Genomic DNA, 23104 nt, shown 5'->3' with positions numbered 1-23104 from the left:
TTAAGGAAGGGTGTGAAGGGCAGTTAGACTCGGCGCATGACGACGGAACCTAAGTCGGGTGCCGCAGAGGCCGGTCGCGATCCCGAGGCGGTGTCCCGGTTCGTCGAGAGCTTCGCCGCGCAGCTCGTCGAGGCCGGGATGCAGCGCATGGCCGCCCGCGTGTTCGCCGCGCTGCTCGCCTCCGACGACGGCGCCCTCACCTCCGCCGAACTCGGCGAACAGCTTCAGGTCAGCCCGGCCGCCGTGTCCGGCGCGGTGCGTTATCTGTCCCAAATGCACATGGTCTCGCGGGAGCGTGAACCGGGCTCGCGGCGCGACCGGTACCGGGTGCACAGCAACCAGTGGTACGAGGCGATCACCAACCGGGACGCGGTGCTGAAACGCTGGGAGCAGACGCTGCGCGTCGGCGTCGACAGCCTCGGCGCCGAGACGCCCGGCGGGCAGCGCATCGCCGAGACGCTCGCCTTCTTCGAGTTCCTGGAGGGCGAGCTGATCAAGCTGATGGACCGGTGGCGCGAGGAGCGGGCCAGGACGTTCGGCCAGGGGTCCGCCGGCCAGGGGTGACACCCCGCCCGTGATCCGGGTGTGGCTCAGGTACCTCAGAGGCTTACGCGGAGCTGTCCGGGGGCGTTTCCGGCTTCATCTGGATTTCCGGCTTCGTCTGGAGGATCTCGCGGGCCTGTTCCGCGGCGCGGGCGATGCTCTCGGAGACGAAGTCCAGGAAGCGGGCGATGTTTTCCAGGCGGGTGGCGGCCGGGGTGTGGGGGACGAGGACGCCGACACCCTGGCGGGCGATCTCGACGATCTGGGCGGTCGAGCGGGCGCTGGCAATCATCGACTGGTACCAGATGTCGTCGTCGACGACATAGCGCTCGCGACGGCGTTCGCCCTGTTCCCGGCGGACCATGCCCTGGCTCTCGAGGAACGCGATCGACTTGGAGATCGAGGCCGGACTGACCTGGAGTCGCTGGACGAGTTCGGCCGCGGTGAGGCTGCCGGAGTCGGTGAGGGTGAGGCAGGTCATCACCCGGGCCGTCATCGTGGGCATGCCCGAGGCCGCCATGACGGTGGTGAACACCTCCTCGAACTCGCGCACCGCCTCAGCGTCACGCCCGTAGGCCTGCGCAGGTGCCTTCGGGTCCCGGGGGGCGGTCTGCCCGCGCCGGTGCGCGCGGCGTTCGGTGGCCCGGTGGGCCAGGTCGGCGCGGTAGGCGGTGGGGCCGCCGTTGCGCATCACCTCGCGTGTGACGGTCGAGGTCGGACGGTCCAGGCGTCTGGCGATCTCCGCGTAGGCGAGGCCGTCGGCCAGCCCCAGGGCGATCTGCTGACGTTCGGGCTGCGTGAGCCTGCCTCCCGGCATCGCGGTCTCCTCCGTGGTCCTGGTCCGTGGATGGTGAATGCCCGCAGCGTAGCCTTCACTTCCATGTCATTGCAACAACTGATGCTCTGTCATTGCGTTAAGCGGGAGCCCGTTGCAACGAAATGTTGGCTATGACCTGCATTAACTTTGTTGGAGTGCAACGAGTCTGTTGCTGAATCTGTGAATGCAACGTAGCGTTTCCTTCATCGGAAACGACAAGTCACAGGAGAGCAAGATGCAGAAGTTCGACACCACCGCCCCCGTCTCCGCCGTCCTGGACATCCCCGCCGGACGTGTCCAGTTCATCGCCGCGGACCGCACCGACACCACCGTCGAGATACGGCCCGCCAACCCCTCCAAGAACCGCGACAACAAGACCGCCGAACAGACGGACGTCACCTACGCCGACGGCATCCTGCGGATCACGACCAAGGCCCCCGGCAACCAGCTCTTCGGCCCCTCCGGATCCCTGGAGGTCACCGTCCAGCTGCCCGCCGGTTCGAACGTCGAGGCGAAGACCGCCAGCGCCGAACTCCGGGGCGTCGGGCGTCTCGGCGACGTCACCTTCGAAGGCGCGTACCGTCAGATCAAGATCGACGAGGCCGCGAGCGTCCGCCTCACCGCCACCGACGGCGACGTCGAGATCGGCCGGCTGAGCGGTTCCGCCGAGATCAGCACCGCACGGGGCGACATCCGGATCGGCGAGGCCGTGCGCGGGACGGTCGTGCTGCGCACGCAGTCCGGTGACATCTCGGTCGCCGCCGCGGCCGGCGTCTCGGCCGCCCTGGACGCCGGCACCGCCTACGGCCGGGTCAGCAACGCCCTCAAGAACGACGGCACCGCCGCACTCGACATCAGCGCCACCACCTCCTACGGGGACATCAGCGCCCGCAGCCTGTGAAAGGCACCTGCGCCCGGGTCGGCCGACCTCACCTCGTCGCCGCCCCGGGCGCAGGTGCCCTCACCGCTCTCCCGTACCCCTGTGTCCCGTAGCCCTGTGTCCCGTAGCCCTGTGTCCCGTACCCCTGTGTCCCGTACCCCTGTGTCCCGTACCCCTGTGTCCCGTAGCCCTGTGTCCCGTACCCCCGTACCCCCGTACCCCCGTCTCCGGTCACCGCTCCTTCGTCTCCTCCAGGACCGTCCGCCCCAGCAGCGCGTACCGCTCGGGGGCGCGCCGCTTGAGGTAGGTGGCGTAGCCGATGCCGCCCGCCGCGATCAGCGCGACCAGCCACGGGGTCGCTTTGAGCACCAGCGAGTCCGACTCCGGGCCCGCCGCGACGCCCATGTTGGACACCAGCAGCACCACCACCGCGAGCATCGCCACACCGCCGATGAGCGGGGCGGTGAACGTCCGGAACCAGTGGCGGCTCTCGGGGTGGTTCTTGCGGAAGTAGGCCAGGACCGCGAAGGAGCAGACGGCCTGGACGACGAGGATCGCCATCGTCCCGAGGATGGCCAGCAGGACGTACGTACCGGTGTACGGGTCCTTGTGCGCGGCCCAGAAGGCGAGCAGCAGGACGGCGCTGATGATCGTCTGGACCAGGCCGGCGATGTGCGGGGAGCCGTGGGAGGCATGCGTGCGGCCGATGCTCCGCTGGAGGGAGGGGAGTACGCCCTCGCGGCCCAGGGCGTACATGTAGCGGGCGGCGCAGTTGTGGAAGGCCATGCCGCAGGCGAGCGAGCCGGTGATCATCAGCCACTGCATGACGACGACCGCCCAGTGGCCGACGTACTGCTCGGTGGGGTCGAAGAACAGGGCGAGGGGGTTCGCGGAGGAGGCCGCCTTGACGGCCGCCGCCTCGCCGTTGCCCGTGATCGCCATCCAGGAGACGAAGACGTAGAAGACGCCGACGCCGAGGACGCTGATCATCGTCGCCTTGGGGATGATCTTCTTCGGGTCGCGGGACTCCTCGCCGTACATCGCGGTCGACTCGAAGCCGACCCACGACCAGAAGGCGAAGAAGAGGCCGAGGCCGGCGCTGGTGCCCTGGAAGGCGTTGACGGGGTTGACCGGGCCGAAGGTGAAGCCGTTCGGGCCGCCGCCGTGCAGGGCGACCGAGATCGCCATCGCGGCGAGGATCGTCACCTCGGTGCCGAGCAGGACGACCAGCAGCTTCTCGGCCACCGACACCCCGAACCAGGTGCCCGTGGCGTTGATCGCGAGCATGACGATCGCGAACACCCACCAGGGGACGTGGACGCCCGTCTGGTCCTTCACGGTCTCGGTGGCGAAGGTCGAGAAGATACCGATCAGGGCGGGCTCGAAGACGACGTACGCGAAGGTGGCCAGCAGCCCGGAGGCGAGGCCGACCGTGCGGCCGAGACCGTAGGAGATGAAGCCGTAGAAGGCGCCCGTGGAGGTGATGTGCTTCGCCATCGAGGTGAAACCGACGGCAAAGATTGCCAGTACGACCATTGCCACGAGGTAGCTCGCCGGGGCGCCGATGCCGTTGCCCGCCGACACCATGAAGGGCACGTTGCCCGTCATCGCGGTGATCGGGGCGGCGGTGGCTACGGCCATGAAGACCACGCCCAGCAGCCCGATGGCGTTCGGCTTCAGCCGGTGGACCGCGCTGTCGGCACTGCCGTCGGCGGTGCCTGAGCCTGCGCTCGGGCCCGTGCCCGTGTCGTCCGCCGGGGCCACGCCCTCGTCCACTGCCATCGGGTGGTCCCTTCCTGGTTGTGCTGCCGGTGGGGTGGAACTCTGTCGCCCGAATGAGTCGGTCAAGGGTGGCGGGACGTTAAATGTTTGTCAACCAGACCTTTAGAAGTTGTTGTCACCGGCGGGATCGCCGAGCGGCCGGGGACGGTCAGGGGTTCGCGACAGTCGCGGCAGCCAGCCACATCTCCGTGCCCTGCAGGCCCCGGTCTCCACGACCCGCTCCGGATGAGGTATGGGCATCCCGAACTGCGCGAAGGATCCCCGGGTGAGCCGGTAGTCGCCGTTCACCACCTGGAGGCGGCCCCGAGCCGAAGAGGGCCTCCATCGCGCCAGGAGCGAGACCGGCGGTGGTGGGGTGCCGCAGGTTCCCATGGGCGGCTGTGGCCCAGGAGTCGATCCAGGCACCCGCGCCCCACGCGTTGTCCCGCCAGGGCAACTCCTCCAGGCGGTCGATGTGTTCCGTCCTGTCCAGTTGCCCGGGGGCGGACGACAGCAGCAGGTCGGCGATCTCCACGGCGTCGCAGTGTGCCCGTACGGTGGGTGCGGCGCCGGGGCGGTCGGTGTAGCGGTCGCCGTTCCAGCAGCGGGCCAGGATGTCGGCGGCCTGGCCCCGGGCGGTCTCGGCGAAGCGGGCCAGGGCCTCGCCGACACCGTCATCGCCACGGCCGTCACTGCTACGACCGACATCGCCACGACCGACGACGTCGCCCGGCGTGGTCGGCCGCTTCCGGCCCCCGCTCTCGCGCCGGTCCCGGATGCGCCGCGCCGGATTGCCCGCCGCCATCGTCCACGCCGGCAGGTCCTTCGTCACCACCGCCCCGGCGCCGATCACACAGTGGTCGCCGATCGTGACGCCGTCGGGGACCACCACATGGGAGCCGATCCGCACGTCGTCGCCCACGGTGATGCCCCGGCTGGTGCGGGCCTGCCGGAAGACCGGCCGGTCGGGGGCCGTCGAGTGGTTGCAGCCGAGGTATGGGCGCCGACGCGTACGCCGGCGCCCAGGGAAACGGTGCCGCGGGCCACGGCGAACGGGTTCAGCGTGCAGTCCGTGCCCGTCGTAAGGGTGGCGGTGACGTAGGCGTGGGCAGCGATGTACGAGTCGTCGCCCAGCCGCTCGAACAGCCAGGGGCAGTGGTCGAAGTGGTCGGACGAGCGTACGGGCGGGGGCTATCGGTGATCCATGAGCGGCACGCTGGGCACACGCGTGCCGCATGTGGAAGAGGGCCCGGCAGAGGCATGACGGACGAGACCGTGACGCACGAGACCGTGACGGGCGGGAGCGTGACGGGCGGGAGCGTGACGGGCGGGAGGCGGCCGGGTTCGGTGCCGTGTCTCAGGACAGGAAGCGGCCGTAGGGGCCGTTTCGTATCCCGTTCTTCTGCTGCTGGTCGAAGTGGCAGTTCGGGTAGTCGTAGAACGAGGCGGACATCGGTGTGCCGTCGGTGCGTGAGGAGTCGGGCAGGCCGAAGGCGTGGCCCAACTCGTGCACCATGCCGCCGTACCACCGGTTCATCGCACCGTTGGTCCCGGCGGCACCGTCGGCGTCATGGCCGCTGAGGATCACCCAGCCGCCGCCTCCACCGCCACCGGAGACGCCCGCCTTCTCCGCGCTGATCTCGCCGACGCACAGCCAGCGCGGGTCCGGGGATCTGAGACCTAACCTGGCCATCAGTTCCTGCTGCATGTTGAAGACCACCCACCAGTACTGCTCGCCGCCGTTCGCCGTGTTCTCGTACCAGGACCGGGGATGGTTTCCCTGGACGACCTCCACGGCGGGGTTGTTCAGCTTGAACGTCGTGCCGAGTTCCTGACGGTAGTAGCGCTGCGACTCCTGCATCACCCCGGTGATGCCGTTGGGGTACCGGGAGTCGTTCGCCACGTCCGTGGGCCTGAGCCAGAACACCCGCACCGTCCCGGTCGGCGGGTCGGCGGCCAGCCGCTCTTCCGAACCGGTCGCCGCCCGAGCGGTACCGCTGAGCGCCCCGGACCCGAGCGCCGCGATCCCGCCTGCCGTCGCAGCCAATACCGCGCGCCGCGTGAACGTACATCGTTCCATCAGTCAGCCTCCCTATTAGGGCGCGAACATGACAAGTTTCGACTTTCGAACAGCGTGCGATATTTCGACAGTCTGGTACAGGTGATATCAAGCCGTAATCGGGGAAGGTGTTGAGATCCTTCGGGGCGTGGGTTAAAGGGCCCGATCAACGGCTCGATCAACGGCCCGGGCACCTTCACCGCCTTGGCGCTACCCCGGCAACGTCAGCCCCCAAGCCCCCTCCCGCACCACCCACGTCCGCCTCCGCACAGGCCCACTCACCACCCCCGCATCCGCCCGATACCGAAAATCCGCCCCCGACACAGTCACCCGCACCCCCACCGCCCCCAATGGCGACGCCTCCGCCCCCACCGACACCGGCCGCACTTCCACCCGCGCACCCCCCGCCGCCCCGGGTGTCAGCGTCACCCCCTGCACCGGCTGGTCGAGGTCCACGAGAGTCACCCCGTCCACCTCGACCCGCAGCCGTGAAGGCCCGGGGCCGCCCACCGGCGGGGCCACCCGTGCTCCGCGCGCCCCCCGGACCGGCCGTACCGCCAGCGTCCGCACCAGGGACCGGCAGCTCCGCAGCCAGGGATGGGACGCCTCCCCCGAGTCCACCGCGTCCACATCCACCGCGCCGCCGCCCGGCCCCCGTACCGCCGGAATCCGCACCGCGCCCACCACGACCCCGTCGCTGTCGTCGACGAGAAGGTCCAGCCGGCGTTCGGCGCCCTCGAGGACGGCCCGCGCCGCGGCCACCGCGCCCGTGGGCACCCCCAGCGAACGCGTGAGGGACAGCACACCGGACGCCCCCACCGGGACGACGGACAGTGCGCATCCGGCCAGTTCCCGCTGCCGGTGCAGCAGGGCGACCGTACGCAGGAGCGCCCTGTCGTCGCCTATCACCACCGGCCTGCGGGAACCCCTCCTGGCCAGCGCCCGAGCGAATTCCTCGGGCCCGTCCGGGAGGCACACCTTTGTCCTCGCACCCGCGCTGAGCACGTCTTTCGCGATTCGTACAGACTCGCCGTCCGTCCGCCGGGCGACCGGGTCGATGACCACGAAAAGCTGGTCGGAAGTCGCCACCTCGGTCATGCCTCGCTTCCTCGGGTAGCATCTTTGTGCAAGAGCCCCTTGCGCTATTGCGCCAGGGGCTTGGTCTATTCCGGGGTACCCGGGGTCCGACGAGTTGCGGCCGACGAGGGCCGCCGGTGTACGAGGCACGAGCCGAACAGTTCGGCCGCGTACGCCCCTGACCCTGGACATGCCCCGCCCGGAAGGGGTGTACGCGCGTGCCCGCACTTGTGCTGCTCGGTGCTCAGTGGGGTGACGAAGGCAAGGGGAAGGCCACGGACCTGCTTGGTGGGTCTGTGGACTATGTGGTGCGCTACCAGGGCGGCAACAACGCCGGCCACACGGTAGTCGTGGGCGACCAGAAGTACGCCCTGCACCTCCTCCCTTCCGGAATCCTCACACCTGAATGCACACCCGTCATCGGCAACGGCGTCGTCGTCGACCCGTCGGTCCTGTTCTCCGAGCTGAACGGGCTGAACGAGCGAGGCGTCGACACGTCCAAGCTCCTGATCAGCGGTAACGCTCACATCATCACGCCTTACAACGTGACGGTGGACAAGGTGACGGAACGCTTCCTCGGGAAGCGGAAGATCGGCACGACCGGCCGCGGTATCGGCCCGACCTACGCCGACAAGATCAACCGCGTCGGCATCCGCGTCCAGGACCTCTACGACGAGTCGATCCTGACGCAGAAGGTCGAGGCGGCGCTGGACGGCAAGAACCAGCTCCTCACCAAGGTCTTCAACCGCCGGGCGATCGAGGCTGCCCAGGTCGTCGAGGAGCTCCTCACCTACGCGGACCGGCTCAAGCCGTACGTCGCCGACACCGTCCTGGTCCTCAACAAGGCCCTCGACGACGACAAGGTGGTCCTCTTCGAGGGCGGCCAGGGCACGCTCCTGGACATCGACCACGGCACGTACCCCTTCGTCACCTCGTCCAACCCGACCGCGGGCGGCGCCTGCACGGGCTCGGGCGTCGGCCCGACGAAGATCAACCGGGTCATCGGCATCCTCAAGGCGTACACGACCCGCGTCGGCGCCGGCCCCTTCCCGACCGAGCTCTTCGACGAGGACGGCGAAGCGCTGCGCCGCATCGGCCGCGAGCGGGGCGTCACCACCGGCCGTGACCGCCGCTGCGGCTGGTTCGACGCGGTCATCGCCCGCTACGCGACCCGCGTGAACGGCCTGACCGACTTCTTCCTCACCAAGCTCGACGTCCTGACGGGCTGGGAGCAGATCCCGGTCTGCGTGGCGTACGAGATCGACGGCAAGCGCGTCGAGGAACTCCCGTACTCGCAGAGCGACTTCCACCACGCGAAGCCGATCTACGAGACCCTCCCCGGCTGGTCGGAGGACATCACGAAGGCCAAGTCGTTCTCGGACCTCCCGAAGAACGCCCAGGCGTACGTGAAGGCCCTGGAGGAGATGTCCGGCGCGCCGATCTCGGCGATCGGCGTCGGCCCGGGCCGCACGGAGACGATCGAGATCAACTCGTTCATCTGACCGCTCCGCACCCCTTCCGGTGGCCAGCCTGCTCCAGGGCCGGCCGCCGGACGCGTACGAGGGGCGCGCATCCGTCCCGCAGACCAGACGGTGTGACTAATCTCCGCCATGAAGGAGCCAGGATGCTGCTGAGATTCCGGGTGGGTAAGTCCGCTGTGGGCAGTCAGGGAGTCCACTGGCCGTAGGGCCAGATTCTCTGCCTGTGGGCGGCACGAAAATGGATGTGCCGCCCACACGGCCGCAGTCGCCTCGTCACCTTCGTCTGGCGGGTGCTTCCGGGTACCGTCGAGAACGCAGCGAACGTCCACCGACCAGGAGCACACCGTGACCGCCCTTCCCGCGGATCCGCAGATCGACGAGCCGCTCATCCCTATGCCCGCGCTCACCCCTGGGGCCCTGCGCGCCGCCGTCGAAAGCCTGACGCCGAGCCGGATGCCGACGTTCATAAGCGATCTTGTCGATGCGACCACCAGCGCCCAGGAGCTCCAGTCACTCGCGCCGCTCCGTACGTTCGTCCATACCTGGGGAGTGTTCGTGGCGATCCAGCGGTATCCCTCACTTGCTGCCCGCCTGCGGCATCTGGAGGAGATGGTGAGTGCCGGGGTGGAGGACCCGACGGATGCCATCGTCGAGATCAGGAAGATCCATGTGGACGCCGAGGCCGAGGCCGGGCTGTGACGGACTGGAAGTGGGACTACAACCCGAGCGAGGAGTACCTGACCAACGGCCTTCCCATCGGTGTGATCGCCGAGGTGGAGCGGATTGCCACCGAACTGGCCGCGCTCGGACGTGACGTCGAGACGGTGGGCGGTCGTCCCGAGGACAAGCCCGGAGGCTTGCGGAACTTCCCCCTCTTCGGTGGACGTGGCTTCATCCAGTTCCTCGCCGTTCCCCGGCACGAGTGCGTCTACATCTGCAACATCGTCTGGAACGGATGAGCCCGGAAGCAGGTCCGTCAGGAGACACAGCCGGAACGCCTGATGCTTCGCGATCAGTTGGCTGTGAGCCTCGATCTGTACGCCGATCTCGTTCAGCGCTCTGGCGATGGCTTGCTGCCGTTGCAGCGGAGGAACGAAGATGGGCGCCGTGGCCAGTGCCCGGGAGGGGAGAGATCTGGGCCTTGCACGCAGACATGCGGCGCCGAAGAGCCAGGTGGCCTCTGTGGGGCCGATGAGAGCCCGCCGTCCAAGCGTCCCCCCGAAGCTGGCTGCCGTCCCGACACTGACCCGCTTGATATTGCGCGCATCGACCTTGTGCTCGGCGGTGAGGTCGGGGGGTGGGATGACGGGGACGCCCTCCAAGCTCGTCGAAAGGCGTACTCACCTCCAGAGTGAGCTCCCGGCCGAGGGGGCCTGGAACCCCGCGGTGTCGAGTTCGCAACCGAAGGGGTCGGGGATGTGGAACTTCTCCCCGAACGGCTGGGTGAGACAGGACCGGTAGCCCTTGTCGTACGGGCGCCAGAGCACGCTGGCCCGCTCCTCCTGCATGTCGAGGGCCAAGTAGACGGGGACGCCCGCCGTGCCGTAGGCCTCGGCCTTGTCGGTGAGGTCGTCGAGCCGGGAGGAGAGTGACCAGCTCGGCCACGAAGGACAGTCCCTCGCCGTCCGGACGACTGCTCCTGGTGCGGTGAATGCTCCGGTGGGCAGAGCGCGGATGCCAGGGCCGTAGGCGCGTTCCTGGTCGGGAAACACGTACAGGAACGGCCCGGAGCTGTGCGACAGTCCTCTCGAATTGACCGGGACATGGCCTGTCATGGGCTGCTCTTGGTTCCTGGACGGGCGGTGTGCGGCCACGATCTACGCGTGTAGCCACCGACTGCTCAGGAGTTCCCCCATGCCCATCTCGCCCATGAACCGCCGCCAGTTCATGCACAAGTCGGCGGTCACCGGTGCCGCCGTGGCCGCTGCCGGGACCGTCGCGGCGGGGCCCGCGCAGGCCGCCGACCGGGTCGACGGCGCGCACTGCAAGCCGCCCCGCACCTGGTCGTTCTCCATCCTGGGCACCACCGACCTGCACAGCCACGTCTTCGACTGGGACTACTACACGGACGCCGCCTACACCGACAAGGCCGGCAATTCGGTGGGCGTCGCCCGTGTGGCCACGCTCATCAAGCAGCAGCGAGCGGCGAAGGGCGAGGACCGCGTGCTGCTCGTCGACGCGGGCGACATCATCCAGGGCACGTCACTGGCGTACTACTACGCGCGCGTGGACCCCATCACGGGCGACAAGGGCAAGCGCGGCCCCGAACACCCCATGGCCGTCGCCATGAACGCCATGCGCTACGACGCCGCCGCCCTCGGCAACCACGAGTTCAACTACGGCATCGACACCCTCCGCAAGTTCGAGAGCCAGTGCCGTTTCCCGCTGCTCGGCGCGAACGCGCTCGACGCGAAGACCCTGCGGCCCGCCTTCCAGCCGTACACCGTCAAGCGCATCCGGGTCCCCGGCGCACCGGACATCAAGGTCGGCATCCTCGGCCTCACCAACCCCGGGATCGCCCTGTGGGACAAGGACAACGTCGCCGGGAAGATGGCGTTCACGGGGCTCGTCGAGCAGGCGAAGAAGTACGTCCCGCGCATGCGCGCCCTCGGCTGTGACGTCGTCTTCCTCACCGACCACTCGGGCCTGGACGGCAGTTCGTCGTACGGGAAGGAGCTGCCGTACGTCGAGAACGCGTCGAACCTGGTCGCGGAGCAGGTGCCCGGGATCGACGCGATCCTCGTCGGGCACACGCACACCGAGGTGTCGTCGTACACGGTGACGAACGAGGCGACCGGCAAGGACGTGGTCCTCTCCGAGCCGTACTGCTACGGCATGCGCCTGACCGTCTTCGACTTCGAGCTCGAACTCGAGCGCGGCCAGTGGAAGGTGACCAGCACGAAGGCGAAGACCCTCGACCCGAAGGGCGTCGAGGAGGACCAGAACATCACCCGGCTGCTCAAGGCCGACCACGACCTGGTGGTGAAGTACGTCAACACGCCCGTCGGTACGTGTACGGCGGGCCTGTCCGCGGCGGAGGCGTGCTGGAAGGACGTACCCGTCATGGACTTCATCCACCAGGTCCAGATGGCGACCGTCGCCACCGGCCTGTCCACCGCCGACGCGGCCCTCCCCCTCATCTCCGTCGCCGCGCCCTTCAGCCGCAGCGCGGACATTCCCAAGGGTGACGTCACCATCCGCGATGTCGCCGGGCTCTACATCTACGACAACACCCTGTACGGCAAGAAGCTGACGGGCGCCCAGCTCAAGGACTACCTGGAGTACGCGGCGAAGTACTACCACCAGGTGCCGGCGGGCACGGCCGTCGACACCGCCACGCTGACCAACGCCAACAACTTCTGGGACTACATGTACGACACCGCCGCGGGCGTCGACTACGACATCGACATCGCCGCGGCCGAGGGCTCCCGGATCAAGAACCTCTCCTACAAGGGTGCCCCGGTGGCGGCCGACCAGGTCTTCGTCGTCGCGGTGAACAACTACCGCGCCAACGGCGGCAGCGGCTACCCGCACATCGCCGCCGCCGACATCGCGTACAGCTCGACGAACGAGATCCGCCAGCTGATGATCGACTACGTGACGACCAAGGGGGCCTTGGACCCCGCCGACTTCGCCGTCACCAACTGGAAGCTGACGCAGGGCGGGACGCCGGTGTTCGCGGGCTGAAACCGACCTCCTGCTCTGAGGCTCTCCCGCTCGGAGGGCCTCAGAAGCCCAGCTTCCACTTCTGGAAGCCGCCGTCGTTGCAGCCGATGGCGTAGGCGGATCCGTTGTAGTCGCTGTCGGCGCAGGTGCCCGTCACCAGGTTCCGGAAGCTCACCTGGTCCCAGCTCGACCCGACGCCGTACCAGTAGTCGTTGAAGGAATCACTGCAGGCGTCGGTCCGGAGGGTGCTGCCCCCTCCGAAGGTGCTCAGGCACAGGCCGGTCGCCACGTTCTTGACCTGGACGACGTCGTAGGTGGAGTGGGACTCATAGATGACCCGCCAGTTCTGGTGGGCGTTTCCGGTCTGACAGGGATTTGTGTAGACGCGGCCCACTCCACCCTCGTCGCCCGCGGCGGCGTCCAGACAGCGGCCAGTCTCCCAGTTGCGCAGGACGTTCGTTCCGATGACCTCACCCGATGACAGGGCGGACGCGCTACCGGCGCCGGTGAGGGAGATTCCCAGGGAGGTGCCGAGAGCGAGAGCTGCCGCTGATCCGCGACGCGCGAACGTTCGCAGGGTCGACATTCGGGTGGTCGTCGTCATGCGCGGTTCCTCCATGGTTCTTCAGGCCTCTGTGGGCTTCTTCGGTGCCGAGCCGCCAGCATCGCAGCGCTCCTGCCTGCGAGAACGTCAAAGCTTCGATGGCTGCCCTCCGGGTCATGAACGCTGCCCGCCGGCCTCTCCCGAGGACGGCCTCCCGTCCGCCCGTCGCTGATCCCCGCTAGAGAAACGCTTGCGTTTCGATCAGGCGCGACGTAGCTTGTCGGTACGAAACCGTTTCGTATCGATGGGAATACGCGATGACGACCTCACCAGTGCTCCTGGCCGTCGCCCTCTCCCTCGTTTCCGCGCTCTGCTACGCCACCGCCGCCGTGGTCCAGGAGCGGACCGCCGCCAAAACGGCGAACCTGCGCGGCGCGCTCGCCCGGGGGTCGTGGTGGGGAGCGGTCCTCCTCAACGGCGGCGGTGCGCTGCTGCACGTGGTTGCCCTGCGGTACGGGCCGCTGAGCCTCGTACAGTCGCTGGGTGTACTGACCCTCGTGGTCGCGGTGCCCCTGGGCTCGCTGGTCGCCCGCCGCCGGACCTCGGGCACGCAGTGGCGCGGCACGGCCCTCACGCTCGCCGGCCTGACCGCGCTGCTGACGGTGACGGCCTCGGGCGGCACGCCCCACACCCTGAGCACGACCGGCCTCCTGGTCGTCGCGCTCGCCGCCGCCTTCGTCATCGCGGCGCTGGTACGCGTGGCCTCGGGCCCCTCCTCCCAGGCCGGCCTGGCCTTCGCGGCGGCCTCGGGCATCGCCTCCGCGGTCGGCTCCACCTTCGCCCAGAAACTCGCCGTCGGGACGACGCTGTCGTGGGACGCGGCGCTGGTCGCGGCGCTCACCGTCGGGTTCGCCGCGGGCGGGCTGCTGCTCTCCCAGAAGGCGTACGGCAGCGGCCTCGGCGCCCCCCTCGCGCTGCTCACCCTCGTCAACCCGGTCGCGGCCTCCGCCATCGGTGTCGCGCTGCTCGGCGAGGGGTTCCAGTACGGCGCGACCGGCACCCTGCTCGCCCTCGCGGGCGCGGGGATGGCCGGCCGGGGGGTGGTCCTGCTCAGCAGGCCCCAGCACGAACGTCCCGTCCGCCGCGAGGCGCGCGTCTCGCACCTGCGTCCCGCCCCGATCCTCACCGGCCCCGGAACCGGCGTCGGCACCGGCCGGGCGGCCTGAAATGGAGAACACGAAGATGATGACGACGACGACCATGGCGCCCGCGATTTCCGCGATGCCCGCAGTGCCCGCGATGCCCGCGATGCCCGCGACGATCGTTCAGTTGCGGCCTTCGGCTGTCATACGTGCGGCGGGACTCGTGGACGTACCGGCACTGGTACGCATGATCGCGTCACCCATGCCCTCGCCCACGCCGACGTCCGCTTCGGACTGGGAGCGGACGCGCAGTGCCATGCGGCTGGTGCTGGCCCACTACGCCCTCGAGGAGGGCCGGATCTGGGTGGCCGAGCGGCCGGACGGCGGGCTTCTCGCGGCTGCGGTGTGGCTGCCGCCCGGTGTCGGGTCCGAGCCTCCCGACACCCGCTTCAGCAGCCTGCTCGCCCGTGAGCTCGCGATCGCCCCGGATGACTGCCCGGCCCTGCCGATGTGGCTGAAGGACGTGGGGCCCGAGCAGCCGCACTGGAAGGTGTTCGTCGTCGGCGCGCTGGACGACACGAGCGCCTGGGACCACACCGTGGCCGCCGATCTGCTGGCCCCGGGCCTGCGTGCCGTGGACGACGACGCCGTGACCGCCGTAGCGATCACGATGTCGCCCCGGCACGGGGACCAGCTGAGGTCCCTCGGGTTCCGCGGCCCGCGTGAGGTGGCCCTGGGGCCGGACGCGAGCGCGTGGCTGACGAGTCGAGAAGGAGATCGAAGGCACCCGTGACCTCACCCGGACGCGTCCCCGGGAGATATCAGTGAAACCACGCAATCGACTACGCAACTGATGAGCCGGGCGCCCATGCTCGATCTCCACTGGCTAGCCTCACCGCATGCCTATCACCATTGAGCAGTTGGCCGGATATGTGGACCGGGACCTGGACGCCGACCTGGCACGATGGTTTCCCGACGCGCCGGGGGCCGACATCCCGGCGTCGACCCGCCCGGTCGAACCGTTCCTCGCCAGGCTCCCAGGCGACGCCGCGACCGCGTTGGCCGGCTTCGACCGCAGGGTCCGATCGGGAACCGTGCCGGCAGGGTTTCTTGACATATACGACTGGTCGTACGGCTTCGACTTCGAGGCCAACGACTGCCGGATCCTCGACTCCGACTATGAGACGGAGCTTTCCGACGACGACGTGTGGTCCCTCGGCGCCGACGGAGGAGGCAACTACTACGTCGTGCTCACCAACGGCCGGGTCGCGGTGTGGTTCCACGAGGAGGAGGTCATAGAGGCCGACACGCAGTTCGACAACGTCGACGTCTTCCTGTGGTCGGTCGTCCGATACTGCGCCGTACGGGCCGGTGTCCTCGAACTGGCAGAGGTCGAGGCCGACTTCCGCACCCTCGGGCAGCCCGGAATGCTGGCGGAAGGGACCGGCCTCCTCGCCTCACTCTCGTGAACGGACCTCAGAGCCGGCGTTGCGCCGCCTCGACGCTGTCCCCGCCGCTGGTGTTGAAGGCGATGGCGGCCTGGGGCGCGTGGCGGTGAATCAGGTTCACGATCTGCTCGAAGAGGGGGAGCAGCTGCTCGGCCTTGCGGATCCCGCCTCCGACGACCACTACGTCCCAGGGACGCTCTGTCAACGACGCGACGAGGGTGGGTTCGGCCGACTCGTCGAACACGACCAGAGTCATGGCCGCGTCGATGCCGTGGGCGCCGAACCGGGTCAACTCCGCGTCGAGAGCGGCGCGCAGAGCCTCCCCGTCGACGCCGGGTATCGCCTGCGGGTCGTAACCGACAACAAGGGCAGAGGGCATGAGGGCAAATCTACTGGGCCCTCCCCGAACATCGGCGACCGCTCAGGGGCGTTGCGGCACCCGGTCCACGGCGGCGTCGGCGGGCATGGCCGAATCGGGTCAAGCCGGGTTCCTCGACTGCCCTGACCTGCGTTCTTTCGGCCTGTTCGAAACTCGTGGACCGGCGTCGTCCCACCGAGCAATCTTTACTTCCGTCACAGGAAACGCACACATCGGGAGAGACGACATGCGCACCAACCGTTCAGCCCTCGTGCTCGGCACTCTCGTACTCGCCGCCGGAGGAGTCCTCGCGGGAGCGCCCTCCGCCGGCGCCGCCGCCGCCGAGAGCAACTGCAACTACATCGCCGACAGCGCCAGGCCCACGGTTCACCCCGGCGACAAGGGCAACAACGTCCGCCAGGTGCAGTGCCTCATCAACTTCTACAGCAACTACTCCGACTACCTCACGGTGGACGGGGACTACGGCCAGAACACCGCGGCCGGCATCTTCTACGTGCAGACCTGTAACGGCACCACGGGCGGTGCCGACGGCATCGTGGGTCCCAGCACCTGGTCCCGTCTCTACAGCCCCAAGGCCGCCTGCGCGCTGTAGGCCCGTACGGCGCTCCTCCGTTCCACCAGCTGTCCGCTTCCGTTCGAGGGATTCGAGGGAGCGGACAGCTTCGACCGGCCCGGCCCCCACAGGAGGAATCCCGCGATGACGGACCCGAACCCCGCAGATTCCCGACGCCCGGCCCGCCCGGCCCGCCCGGTGCCCCTGGTGCCGCGCCGCGTGTTCCTGGGCGCCCTCGGAGCCGCCGGAGCGCTGAGCGTCGTCCCCCGGCTGCCCGCCTCCGCCGCCGCCTCCGCCACGTACACCTTGCTGTCGCGTGCGGACTGGGGCGCGGACGAGACCCTGCGGTACACCGCCGACGGTACGGAGATCTGGCCGCCGGAGTACTACCCGGTCCAGACGCTCACCGTGCACCACACCGCCGACGGCAGCACCGATCCGGATCCGGCCGCGGTGGTGCGGGCGATCTACCGCAACGACACCGTGGGCAAGGGCTACGGCGACATCGGGTACAACTTCCTGATCGACAGGAACGGCCGGGTGTACGAAGGGCGTTGGTCCGGTACCGACGGCACGCCCGCCCACGACGCGACCGGACGGATGGTCACCGGCGCGCACGTCCAGGGATACAACAGCGGGAACCTCGGGATCGCCCTGCTGGGCACGTTCACGACCACGCCGCCGACGACCGCCGCGCGCACCGCGCTCGTCCAGCTCCTGGCCGACCTCGCGGGGCGCCACGCGCTCGTCCCGACGGGCAAGGTGCTCTACCGCAATCCGGTGAGCGGAGCCACCCGCGCGGCGCCCGTCATCGGCGGTCACCTCGACTGGGCGGCCACCGACTGCCCGGGCACGATCTGGTCCCAACTGCCCGCCATACGCACAGAAGTTGCCGCCCTGATACCCGGATGACGGCTCGGCCGTACCCCACGGCGCCGACGCCGCCGCGCACGGCCGAAGATGTCTTGGTCCCGTCATTGTCATCATGGGGCCGGTGGGGCATTCTCAACCCCAGCGGACAGGAATGACGCATGGGACGCATGGGGGGACCGTGCTGCGGATCCATTTCACGGCGGAGGATCTCTCCCGGACCAGACTGGCCGAACGCCCGGACCCGTTATGGGAGATCACCGCCAGTCTGCACCGGTTGCAGTCCAAGGAAGGGCGCTGGGCCCACGCGGCCTGGTACCGCGACGCCTGCGACGCCATCGCGACCCAGAAGCTGGGCGCCATCGTACGTACCCTGCTGTTTCCGCTGTTTCCCCGCGCGTCCTACTTCCCCGACTTCCTCACGCCGGGCGAGGCGGGCCAGGGGCTGCGAAGCGGGCTCGGCGCCATCCTCGACACACCGCCCGCCCGGGTCCGCCACGAGATCGGTCTGCTGGCCCAGGTGCGGAAAGTGCCGAGCGAGATGTACCGCCTGGCCGACCGCGACACCCGCCTGGACCTGGTCACGGCGCTGCGCAGGTATCACGAGGCTGTCATCGCTCCGTACCACGACTCCATGCAGGCCCGAATCGACGCCGAGGGCGCGCGCCAGGGCCGCGCTCTGCTGCACGGCGGAGCGGAGGTACTGCTCGGGGGACTGGGACCGGCCATGCGCTGGAAGGCGCCCGTCCTCGAAGTCGACTATGTGGGCGGTATCGATCGTGACCTGCGTCTGGACGGTCGCGGTCTGCTCCTGATCCCCTCGTACTTCTGCTGGCAGAAGCCGGTCTCCTTCGCCGACCCCGACCTGCCGCCCGTCCTGCTCTACCCGCTGGCCCCGGCCGACCGCGCGGCCCGGCCCGGCCCGTGCGAGGCACCGCTGTCGGCACTGCTCGGACGTACCCGCGCCGCGGTACTGCTCGCCGTGACGTACGGAGCGACCAACTCGGAGATCGCCCGAGCGGTCTCGGTGTCCACCGCCAACGCCAGCCACCACACCACGGTGCTGCGCGACGCGGGACTCATCGCCAGCCACCGCCACGCGAACACTGTGCTGCACACCCTCACCCCACTCGGCGCCTCACTCCTGCGGCTGCCCGACCAGGACCGCCGGGTCACGGTGCAGGAGAGCCAGGGGCCGAAAAACCCGGTCGCCGTCAGTCGAGGCTCCTGAAAGCATTCCGGCATGAACACCGACCCCGTCGACCAGGCCCGGCGTCTCGCCGACGACCGTTTCCCCGATGCGCTCGCCGTGATCCTTGCCGGGTCGACGGCTGCCGGGCGGGGTACTGCCACCAGTGACCTGGACTTGGTGGTTCTCGTCGACGACGGTGGGGAGACCCACCGGGAGACGATGCGGTTCGAGGGGCGGGTCGTGGAGCTCTTCGTCCACACCCGTGCCGGTCTCGTGGAGCTCTTCGCGGCGGACGTCGCCTCACGGCGTGCGGTCCTGCAGAGCATGTACGCCGCCGGAATCGTCCTGGTCGACAGGGACGGTGAGGCGGGGCGGGCGCGTGCCCTGGCGGAGGCGGACCTCCGGGAGGGGCCGCCGGCGCTGGGACCGGACACGGTCGAGACGAAGAGGTACGGGCTGACGGACGCGCTGGACGACCTCGCTGACGCGAGCGACCGCATCGAGCGTCTGGCGGTGGCCGGAGTCGTTCTCAACGCGGCGGCCGAACTGCTCTGCGACCACCACCACGCCTGGATCGGTGGCGGCAAGTGGTTGCCGCGACGTCTTCTGGCGGCGGACGAGGAGCGTGGCGCCGCCCTGCTGCAAGGGCACCTGACCCTGTGCGAGTCGGGAAACCCCCTGCCCCTGATCGACGCGGTGTCGGAGATCCTCGACCTTGTGGGCGGACCCCTTCGAGAGGGGTACCGCCGGACCTGGAGTGGCGTCATCGAAGCGACTGCGGCTACTGCCGGGCCTTGAGCGGGGTTGACGCCCCACATCGTCCAGCCACGACCTCCGGCCGGGAGAACCCCGGCGGCGAGGACCGGACCCCGCCGACCCCGGTGGGGGCGCGCGGCTCGTCGGGCACCGGGACCGCGTGCCTCGTACCGGCTGCCGTCGGCCCCGGACCGCTTGGCAGACAGGCTCCGCCGACCGGCTCCCGTTTCGCGGCGTTCAACACGTTCGTGGGCAGGCGCCATGACATCACCGAAGTGAAGGTTCCCGCGAACCGACGCGCTCGCGCTGTGTGGCACCGCGGGTACGGCCGGCCGACCGGCCGGGGTCAGGTCCCGCCGCCTCGCGTGCGTCCGTGCACCCCGCCGTCGTGGGAACGGCGGCGGGGCGCACGCGGTTCACGGTCCTGCCGACGAGCGGCCTGCGCACGGTCGAGCGGTTTCGGCCTCGCCTCCCCCGCGTAACGGGGCGCGCTCCCGCTCCCGGGGGGAGGGCCGTCGGACGTCGGTCACTTGGCCAGGAAGGCCAGGAGGGCCTCAGTGACTTCCTGGGCGTGGGTCCACAGCAGGCCGTGGGGCGCGCCGTCGATGACGACGTAGTCGGCCTGCGGGAGCGCTTGGTGGAAGAGGGCGCCGGTGGCCTCGATGGGCAGGATGCGGTCGGCGGTGCCGTGCAGGATCAGCGCCGGGACGTCGATCTTGGGCAGGTCGGCACGGAAATCAGTGGACCAGGTCGCCACGCAGGCCAGGGAGGCGTACGCGGAGGCTCCTGCGGCGACGTTCCAGCTGTTGCGGACGGCTTCCTCGCTGATGCGGGTGCCGAGGTTCTCGTCGAGGTTGTAGAAGTCCTCGTAGAACGCGGTGAAGTAGGCGTAGCGATCGGCGGTGACGGCCCCTTCGATGTCCTTGAATACGGCGCCGTCGACACCGCCGGGGTTGTCGTCGGTCTTGAGGAGGAAGGGTTCGAGGGAGGCGAGGAAGGCGGCCTTGGCTGTCCGGGCGGAGCCGTAGGTGCCCAGGTAGCGGCCGACCTCGCCGGTTCCCATGGAGAAGCCGACCAGGACGACGTCGTCGAGGTCGAGGGTTTCGAGGACCGTGTTCAGGTCGGCGGCGAAGGTGTCGTAGTCGTAGCCGGTGGTGGGCCGGCTGGAGCGGCCGAAACCGCGCCGGTCGTACGTGATCACGCGATAGCCGGCCGACAGCAGAGCGGCGGACTGTTTCTCCCAGGAGTGGCCGTCGAGTGGGTAGCCGTGGATCAGCACGACCGGCTGCCCGGTGCCGTGGTCCTCGTAGTACAACTCGATGCTGGTCGAGTTCTCCTGGCCGACGGTGATGAACGCCATGGTGTTACTGCCTTTCCATGAGAAATGCGGTGGGTGGTGAAGTGCCCGGCCGGGCATGGCTGCGGAGTTCCGCGAGGCCGCGACGGGGGCGGCCGTGCCGCTCAGCGGACCGTGCGGGCCGCGCGCTCCACGACGCGGGCGACGGCGTCGGGGCGGGACACCGTCACCGCGTGCGACGCGTCGACGACCGTGGTGCGGGCCCCGGCACGGGCCGACATGAAACGCTGGGCGGCCACAGGGATGTTGAGGTCCTCGGTGGTCACCAGGGACCAGGAGGGGATCGTCTTCCAGGCGGCCTTCGTCGACTTCTCCTCCAGCGCGGCGGCGGCGATCGGACGCTGTCCTGCCGCCATGAGCCCGGCCTTGTCCGCCGGCACGTCCGCGGCGAACTGACCGCGGAACTTCTCCGCCTCGATGTACACATCTGCGCCCTGACCGCCGTCGGGCAGTGTGTAGTTGACGGACTCGATCGCCTGGCCGAGGGTGCTGCCGGGGAACTTGTTCGTCAGCCCGAGCGAGCTCTCGCCGGCGTCGGGCAGGAACGCGGCGATATAGACCAGCGCCTTCACCTTGTCCTCCAGGCCTGCGGCGGCCTGGCTGATGACGGTACCGCCGTAGGAATGGCCGACCAGGACCACGGGCCCGTCGATGTGGTCGACGACGCTGCGCAGGTAGGCGGCATCGGTCGCCGGACCGCGCAGCGGATTGGCGGCGGACACCACGGGGTAGCCCGCACGCTGCAGCCGCGTGACCACGCCGTCCCAGCTCGCGGCGTCGGCGAACGCCCCGTGCTCCAGCACGATCGTCGGACGTACCGGCGGATGGGGCGCCGCACCGGCTACGCCGGGCAGGGTGCCGGCGGCCACGGACAGCCCTACGGCCGCCGTGACACCGAGCAGGGCGGATCTGCGGCTGAGAAGGGTGGTGCGCATGCGTAGACGTCCTTTTCCTTGACCGCCGGCCCTGATCGGACCGGGCGAAATGGGGTGGTGCGTTCGAGAGACGAAGCACCGGGTTCCTTTGTCGACAGCTGAGTTGGTGTGTTCGGTCCGCGCCGAGTGGCCGGCGCGGCCCGGAGAGGGGGGGCGACGCGTCGCAGCGGCGAGAAGGGCGGCTGTCCGGCTACGGACCCACCTGGGCCTGGAGCACCACCGACCCCGGCCGCCCGGGGTGGAGTGCCCTGCGTCCTGTCCTACGACGGCGGGACCGGTTCGGTTCACCCCGGGAACGGCGCGGATGTGATCGAGCCTCCGGTCGCGGGCAGGACGCGGTTTTCGCAGGCGGCCTTCACGGCGCGGCGGACCGGGCGGTTCTTGGTCCGTGCTCAGGCCGTGCTCAGGCCGTGGAGTCCAGGACTTCGTAGACCTGCCTCAGGTAGCTGTGGGTGCGCTCCGAGCCGAGGATGCCGTCGCCCAGCCGGTTCATCGTGTACGAGAACGTGACGCGCCGGTCGAGATCCATCATGACGATCGATCCGCCCCGGCCGACCCAGAAGCAGACCCTTCCCGTGGGCATGTGGGGCATCGTCCTCGCGTCGGACAGCGCGAAACCGATGCCCCAGCGCACGGGGACACCCAGGAACAGGTCGACTCCGTCGGCCTGCACGTCGAGGACCTTGTCCACCGTGTCCGCGGACAGGAGCCGGCGGCCGTTCACCTGGCCGCGTCGTGAGATCACGGAGAGGGCACGGGCCATACCCCGTGCGTTGCCGTGTCCGTTGACGGCTCCGAGTTCGGCACGGCGCCACTGCGGGGTGTCGACGTGCTCGTCCCGGGCGGGGCTGCCGAGCAGCGTCCTGGTGAAGATCCCCTCGGGATCCAGGCCGGCGGGTATCCCGGAGAGCTGTGACGGGGCCACCAGTTCGGCGATGCGCGACCAGTCGGCCTGCCGAGCACCTATCTGGACGTCCGCCTGTGACGGCTTGGCGATCTCGGTGTCGACGAACTCGGTCAGGGTCCGGCCGCTGACCCGCCGGACCAGCTCGCCTATCAGCTGCCCCTGGGTCTGCACGTGGTAGCCCGAGGCACTGCCCGGCTCCCACCAGGGCGCCTGCGCGGCCAGTCGGGCGCTCGCGGTCGGCCAGTCGTACAGGTCGTCCATGGTGAAGGGCTGCTGCCAGCCGGAGAGCCCCGAGGTGTGGGACAGGACATGCCGTACCTCGATGTCCTGCTTGCCCTGGGCGGCGAATTCGGGCCAGTAGTGCGCGACCGGGCGGTGAAGATCGAGTGCGCCCCGGTCGACGAGGACGAGGGCCGCCAGACTGGCGAGGGTCTTGGTGGTCGACCACAGGCCGACCAATGTGTCCTGGCGCCACGGAACGGTCCGCGCCGCGTCGGTGTGCCCACCCCACAGATCGACTTCCATGACTCCGTCGACGTCGACGGCGATGGACGCCCCCAGCTCCTCGCCGGACTCCAGGTGCGCTGCCAGCGCCGCTCGGACCGGTTCGAACCGTGCGGTGCTGGTTCCTTCGACTGTGACCATGACTCTTCCCCACTCGTGACGACGACCGTTCGGTCACACAACGGCAGGGACCTCAAGCCGGTTCACACCGCGTCACGGATGGACAGGCCGCC

At 69.4% G+C, this 23104-nt stretch carries 23 protein-coding genes and 1 pseudogene; 13 read left to right on the top strand and 11 right to left on the bottom strand.

Annotation, left to right across the window (positions count from 1 at the left end; all coding sequences use genetic code 11):
• The first annotated feature begins 36 nt into the window (after positions 1–36).
• A complete protein-coding gene (locus tag PV396_RS17520; RefSeq protein ID WP_319205696.1) occupies positions 37–564 on the top strand; it encodes a GbsR/MarR family transcriptional regulator in 528 nt (175 codons plus the stop codon).
• Positions 565–607: 43 nt separating this feature from the next.
• Here PV396_RS17520 and PV396_RS17515 read toward each other — a convergent pair whose 3' ends face one another.
• On the bottom strand, positions 608–1360 hold the full coding sequence (locus PV396_RS17515; protein ID WP_319205695.1) for a GbsR/MarR family transcriptional regulator: 753 nt from the start codon (positions 1358–1360) through the stop codon (positions 608–610).
• 235 nt (positions 1361–1595) lie between these two features.
• Here PV396_RS17515 and PV396_RS17510 point away from each other — a divergent pair, with 235 nt between their 5' ends.
• Entirely contained in the window at positions 1596–2261 is a 666-nt protein-coding gene (locus tag PV396_RS17510) for a DUF4097 family beta strand repeat-containing protein (protein WP_319205694.1), read from the top strand.
• Positions 2262–2471: 210 nt separating this feature from the next.
• Here PV396_RS17510 and PV396_RS17505 read toward each other — a convergent pair whose 3' ends face one another.
• The 4 genes and pseudogenes from PV396_RS17505 to PV396_RS17490 all read right to left on the bottom strand — a co-directional run bounded on the left by PV396_RS17505 (position 2472) and on the right by PV396_RS17490 (position 7158).
• On the bottom strand, positions 2472–4022 hold the full coding sequence (locus PV396_RS17505; RefSeq protein WP_319205693.1) for an APC family permease: 1551 nt from the start codon (positions 4020–4022) through the stop codon (positions 2472–2474).
• A 186-nt stretch (positions 4023–4208) separates the two neighbouring features.
• A pseudogene (locus PV396_RS17500) lies at positions 4209–5138 on the bottom strand (acyltransferase); the annotation flags it as partial.
• A 220-nt stretch (positions 5139–5358) separates the two neighbouring features.
• A complete protein-coding gene (locus PV396_RS17495; protein ID WP_319205691.1) occupies positions 5359–6081 on the bottom strand; it encodes a hypothetical protein in 723 nt (240 codons plus the stop codon).
• 189 nt (positions 6082–6270) lie between these two features.
• Positions 6271–7158: a diacylglycerol kinase gene (locus PV396_RS17490; RefSeq protein ID WP_319205690.1), complete on the bottom strand. Its 888-nt coding sequence runs from the start codon at positions 7156–7158 to the stop codon at positions 6271–6273.
• A gap of 197 nt (positions 7159–7355) precedes the next feature.
• On the opposite strand from PV396_RS17490, the gene PV396_RS17485 reads away from it, so the two are divergent.
• The 3 genes from PV396_RS17485 (at position 7356) to PV396_RS17475 (ending at position 9577) form a co-directional block, all read left to right on the top strand.
• Positions 7356–8639, top strand: coding sequence for an adenylosuccinate synthase (locus PV396_RS17485; RefSeq protein WP_319205689.1), 1284 nt, complete (start codon positions 7356–7358; stop codon positions 8637–8639).
• A 324-nt stretch (positions 8640–8963) separates the two neighbouring features.
• On the top strand, positions 8964–9317 hold the full coding sequence (locus PV396_RS17480) for a DUF6247 family protein (protein WP_319205688.1): 354 nt from the start codon (positions 8964–8966) through the stop codon (positions 9315–9317).
• Complete coding sequence (locus tag PV396_RS17475) at positions 9314–9577, top strand: hypothetical protein (RefSeq protein WP_319205687.1); 264 nt, start codon at positions 9314–9316, stop codon at positions 9575–9577. Before PV396_RS17480 ends, PV396_RS17475 begins: the two co-directional genes overlap by 4 nt.
• A 381-nt stretch (positions 9578–9958) precedes the next feature.
• On the opposite strand, the gene PV396_RS17470 is transcribed toward PV396_RS17475, so the two are convergent.
• Positions 9959–10393, bottom strand: coding sequence for a Uma2 family endonuclease (locus tag PV396_RS17470; protein ID WP_319205686.1), 435 nt, complete (start codon positions 10391–10393; stop codon positions 9959–9961).
• A 79-nt stretch (positions 10394–10472) separates the two neighbouring features.
• Here PV396_RS17470 and PV396_RS17465 point away from each other — a divergent pair, with 79 nt between their 5' ends.
• Positions 10473–12305: a bifunctional metallophosphatase/5'-nucleotidase gene (locus tag PV396_RS17465; RefSeq protein WP_319205684.1), complete on the top strand. Its 1833-nt coding sequence runs from the start codon at positions 10473–10475 to the stop codon at positions 12303–12305.
• A gap of 40 nt (positions 12306–12345) precedes the next feature.
• Here the strand turns inward: PV396_RS17465 and PV396_RS17460 are convergent, their stop codons facing one another.
• Positions 12346–12888, bottom strand: coding sequence for an RICIN domain-containing protein (locus tag PV396_RS17460; protein ID WP_319205682.1), 543 nt, complete (start codon positions 12886–12888; stop codon positions 12346–12348).
• Between the two features lie 257 nt (positions 12889–13145).
• Between PV396_RS17460 and PV396_RS17455 the strand changes: the two genes are divergently transcribed.
• The 3 genes from PV396_RS17455 to PV396_RS17445 all read left to right on the top strand — a co-directional run bounded on the left by PV396_RS17455 (position 13146) and on the right by PV396_RS17445 (position 15439).
• On the top strand, positions 13146–14054 hold the full coding sequence (locus PV396_RS17455; protein WP_319205680.1) for a hypothetical protein: 909 nt from the start codon (positions 13146–13148) through the stop codon (positions 14052–14054).
• 1 nt (position 14055) lies between these two features.
• On the top strand, positions 14056–14763 hold the full coding sequence (locus tag PV396_RS17450) for a hypothetical protein (protein WP_319205678.1): 708 nt from the start codon (positions 14056–14058) through the stop codon (positions 14761–14763).
• Positions 14764–14869: 106 nt separating this feature from the next.
• A complete protein-coding gene (locus tag PV396_RS17445) occupies positions 14870–15439 on the top strand; it encodes a hypothetical protein (protein ID WP_319205676.1) in 570 nt (189 codons plus the stop codon).
• A 7-nt stretch (positions 15440–15446) separates the two neighbouring features.
• Here the strand turns inward: PV396_RS17445 and PV396_RS17440 are convergent, their stop codons facing one another.
• Positions 15447–15797 (bottom strand): hypothetical protein, encoded by a 351-nt coding sequence (locus PV396_RS17440; protein WP_319205674.1) that lies wholly within the window; start codon positions 15795–15797, stop codon positions 15447–15449.
• Between the two features lie 226 nt (positions 15798–16023).
• Between PV396_RS17440 and PV396_RS17435 the strand changes: the two genes are divergently transcribed.
• From PV396_RS17435 to PV396_RS17420, 4 genes are all read left to right on the top strand, one after another.
• Positions 16024–16389, top strand: coding sequence for a peptidoglycan-binding domain-containing protein (locus tag PV396_RS17435; RefSeq protein ID WP_319205672.1), 366 nt, complete (start codon positions 16024–16026; stop codon positions 16387–16389).
• Between the two features lie 105 nt (positions 16390–16494).
• The gene (locus tag PV396_RS17430; protein WP_319205670.1) at positions 16495–17262 is read left to right on the top strand and encodes an N-acetylmuramoyl-L-alanine amidase; all 768 of its coding nucleotides are present in this window, start codon (positions 16495–16497) and stop codon (positions 17260–17262) included.
• Positions 17263–17401: 139 nt separating this feature from the next.
• Complete coding sequence (locus PV396_RS17425; RefSeq protein ID WP_319205668.1) at positions 17402–18451, top strand: winged helix-turn-helix domain-containing protein; 1050 nt, start codon at positions 17402–17404, stop codon at positions 18449–18451.
• Positions 18452–18463: 12 nt separating this feature from the next.
• A complete protein-coding gene (locus PV396_RS17420) occupies positions 18464–19210 on the top strand; it encodes a nucleotidyltransferase domain-containing protein (RefSeq protein ID WP_319205666.1) in 747 nt (248 codons plus the stop codon).
• 484 nt (positions 19211–19694) lie between these two features.
• Here PV396_RS17420 and PV396_RS17415 read toward each other — a convergent pair whose 3' ends face one another.
• The 3 genes from PV396_RS17415 to PV396_RS17405 form a co-directional block, all read right to left on the bottom strand.
• Positions 19695–20528, bottom strand: a complete 834-nt coding sequence (locus tag PV396_RS17415; RefSeq protein WP_319205664.1) for an alpha/beta hydrolase — start codon at positions 20526–20528, stop codon at positions 19695–19697.
• 101 nt (positions 20529–20629) lie between these two features.
• Entirely contained in the window at positions 20630–21460 is an 831-nt protein-coding gene (locus PV396_RS17410) for an alpha/beta hydrolase (protein WP_319205662.1), read from the bottom strand.
• Positions 21461–21863: 403 nt separating this feature from the next.
• Complete coding sequence (locus PV396_RS17405; protein WP_319205660.1) at positions 21864–23012, bottom strand: serine hydrolase domain-containing protein; 1149 nt, start codon at positions 23010–23012, stop codon at positions 21864–21866.
• Positions 23013–23104 lie beyond the last annotated feature (92 nt).

The organism is Streptomyces sp. ME02-8801-2C (assembly GCF_033793965.1).
Lineage (GTDB): Bacteria > Actinomycetota > Actinomycetes > Streptomycetales > Streptomycetaceae > Streptomyces.
This window is presented reverse-complemented; position numbering and strand designations above follow the sequence as displayed.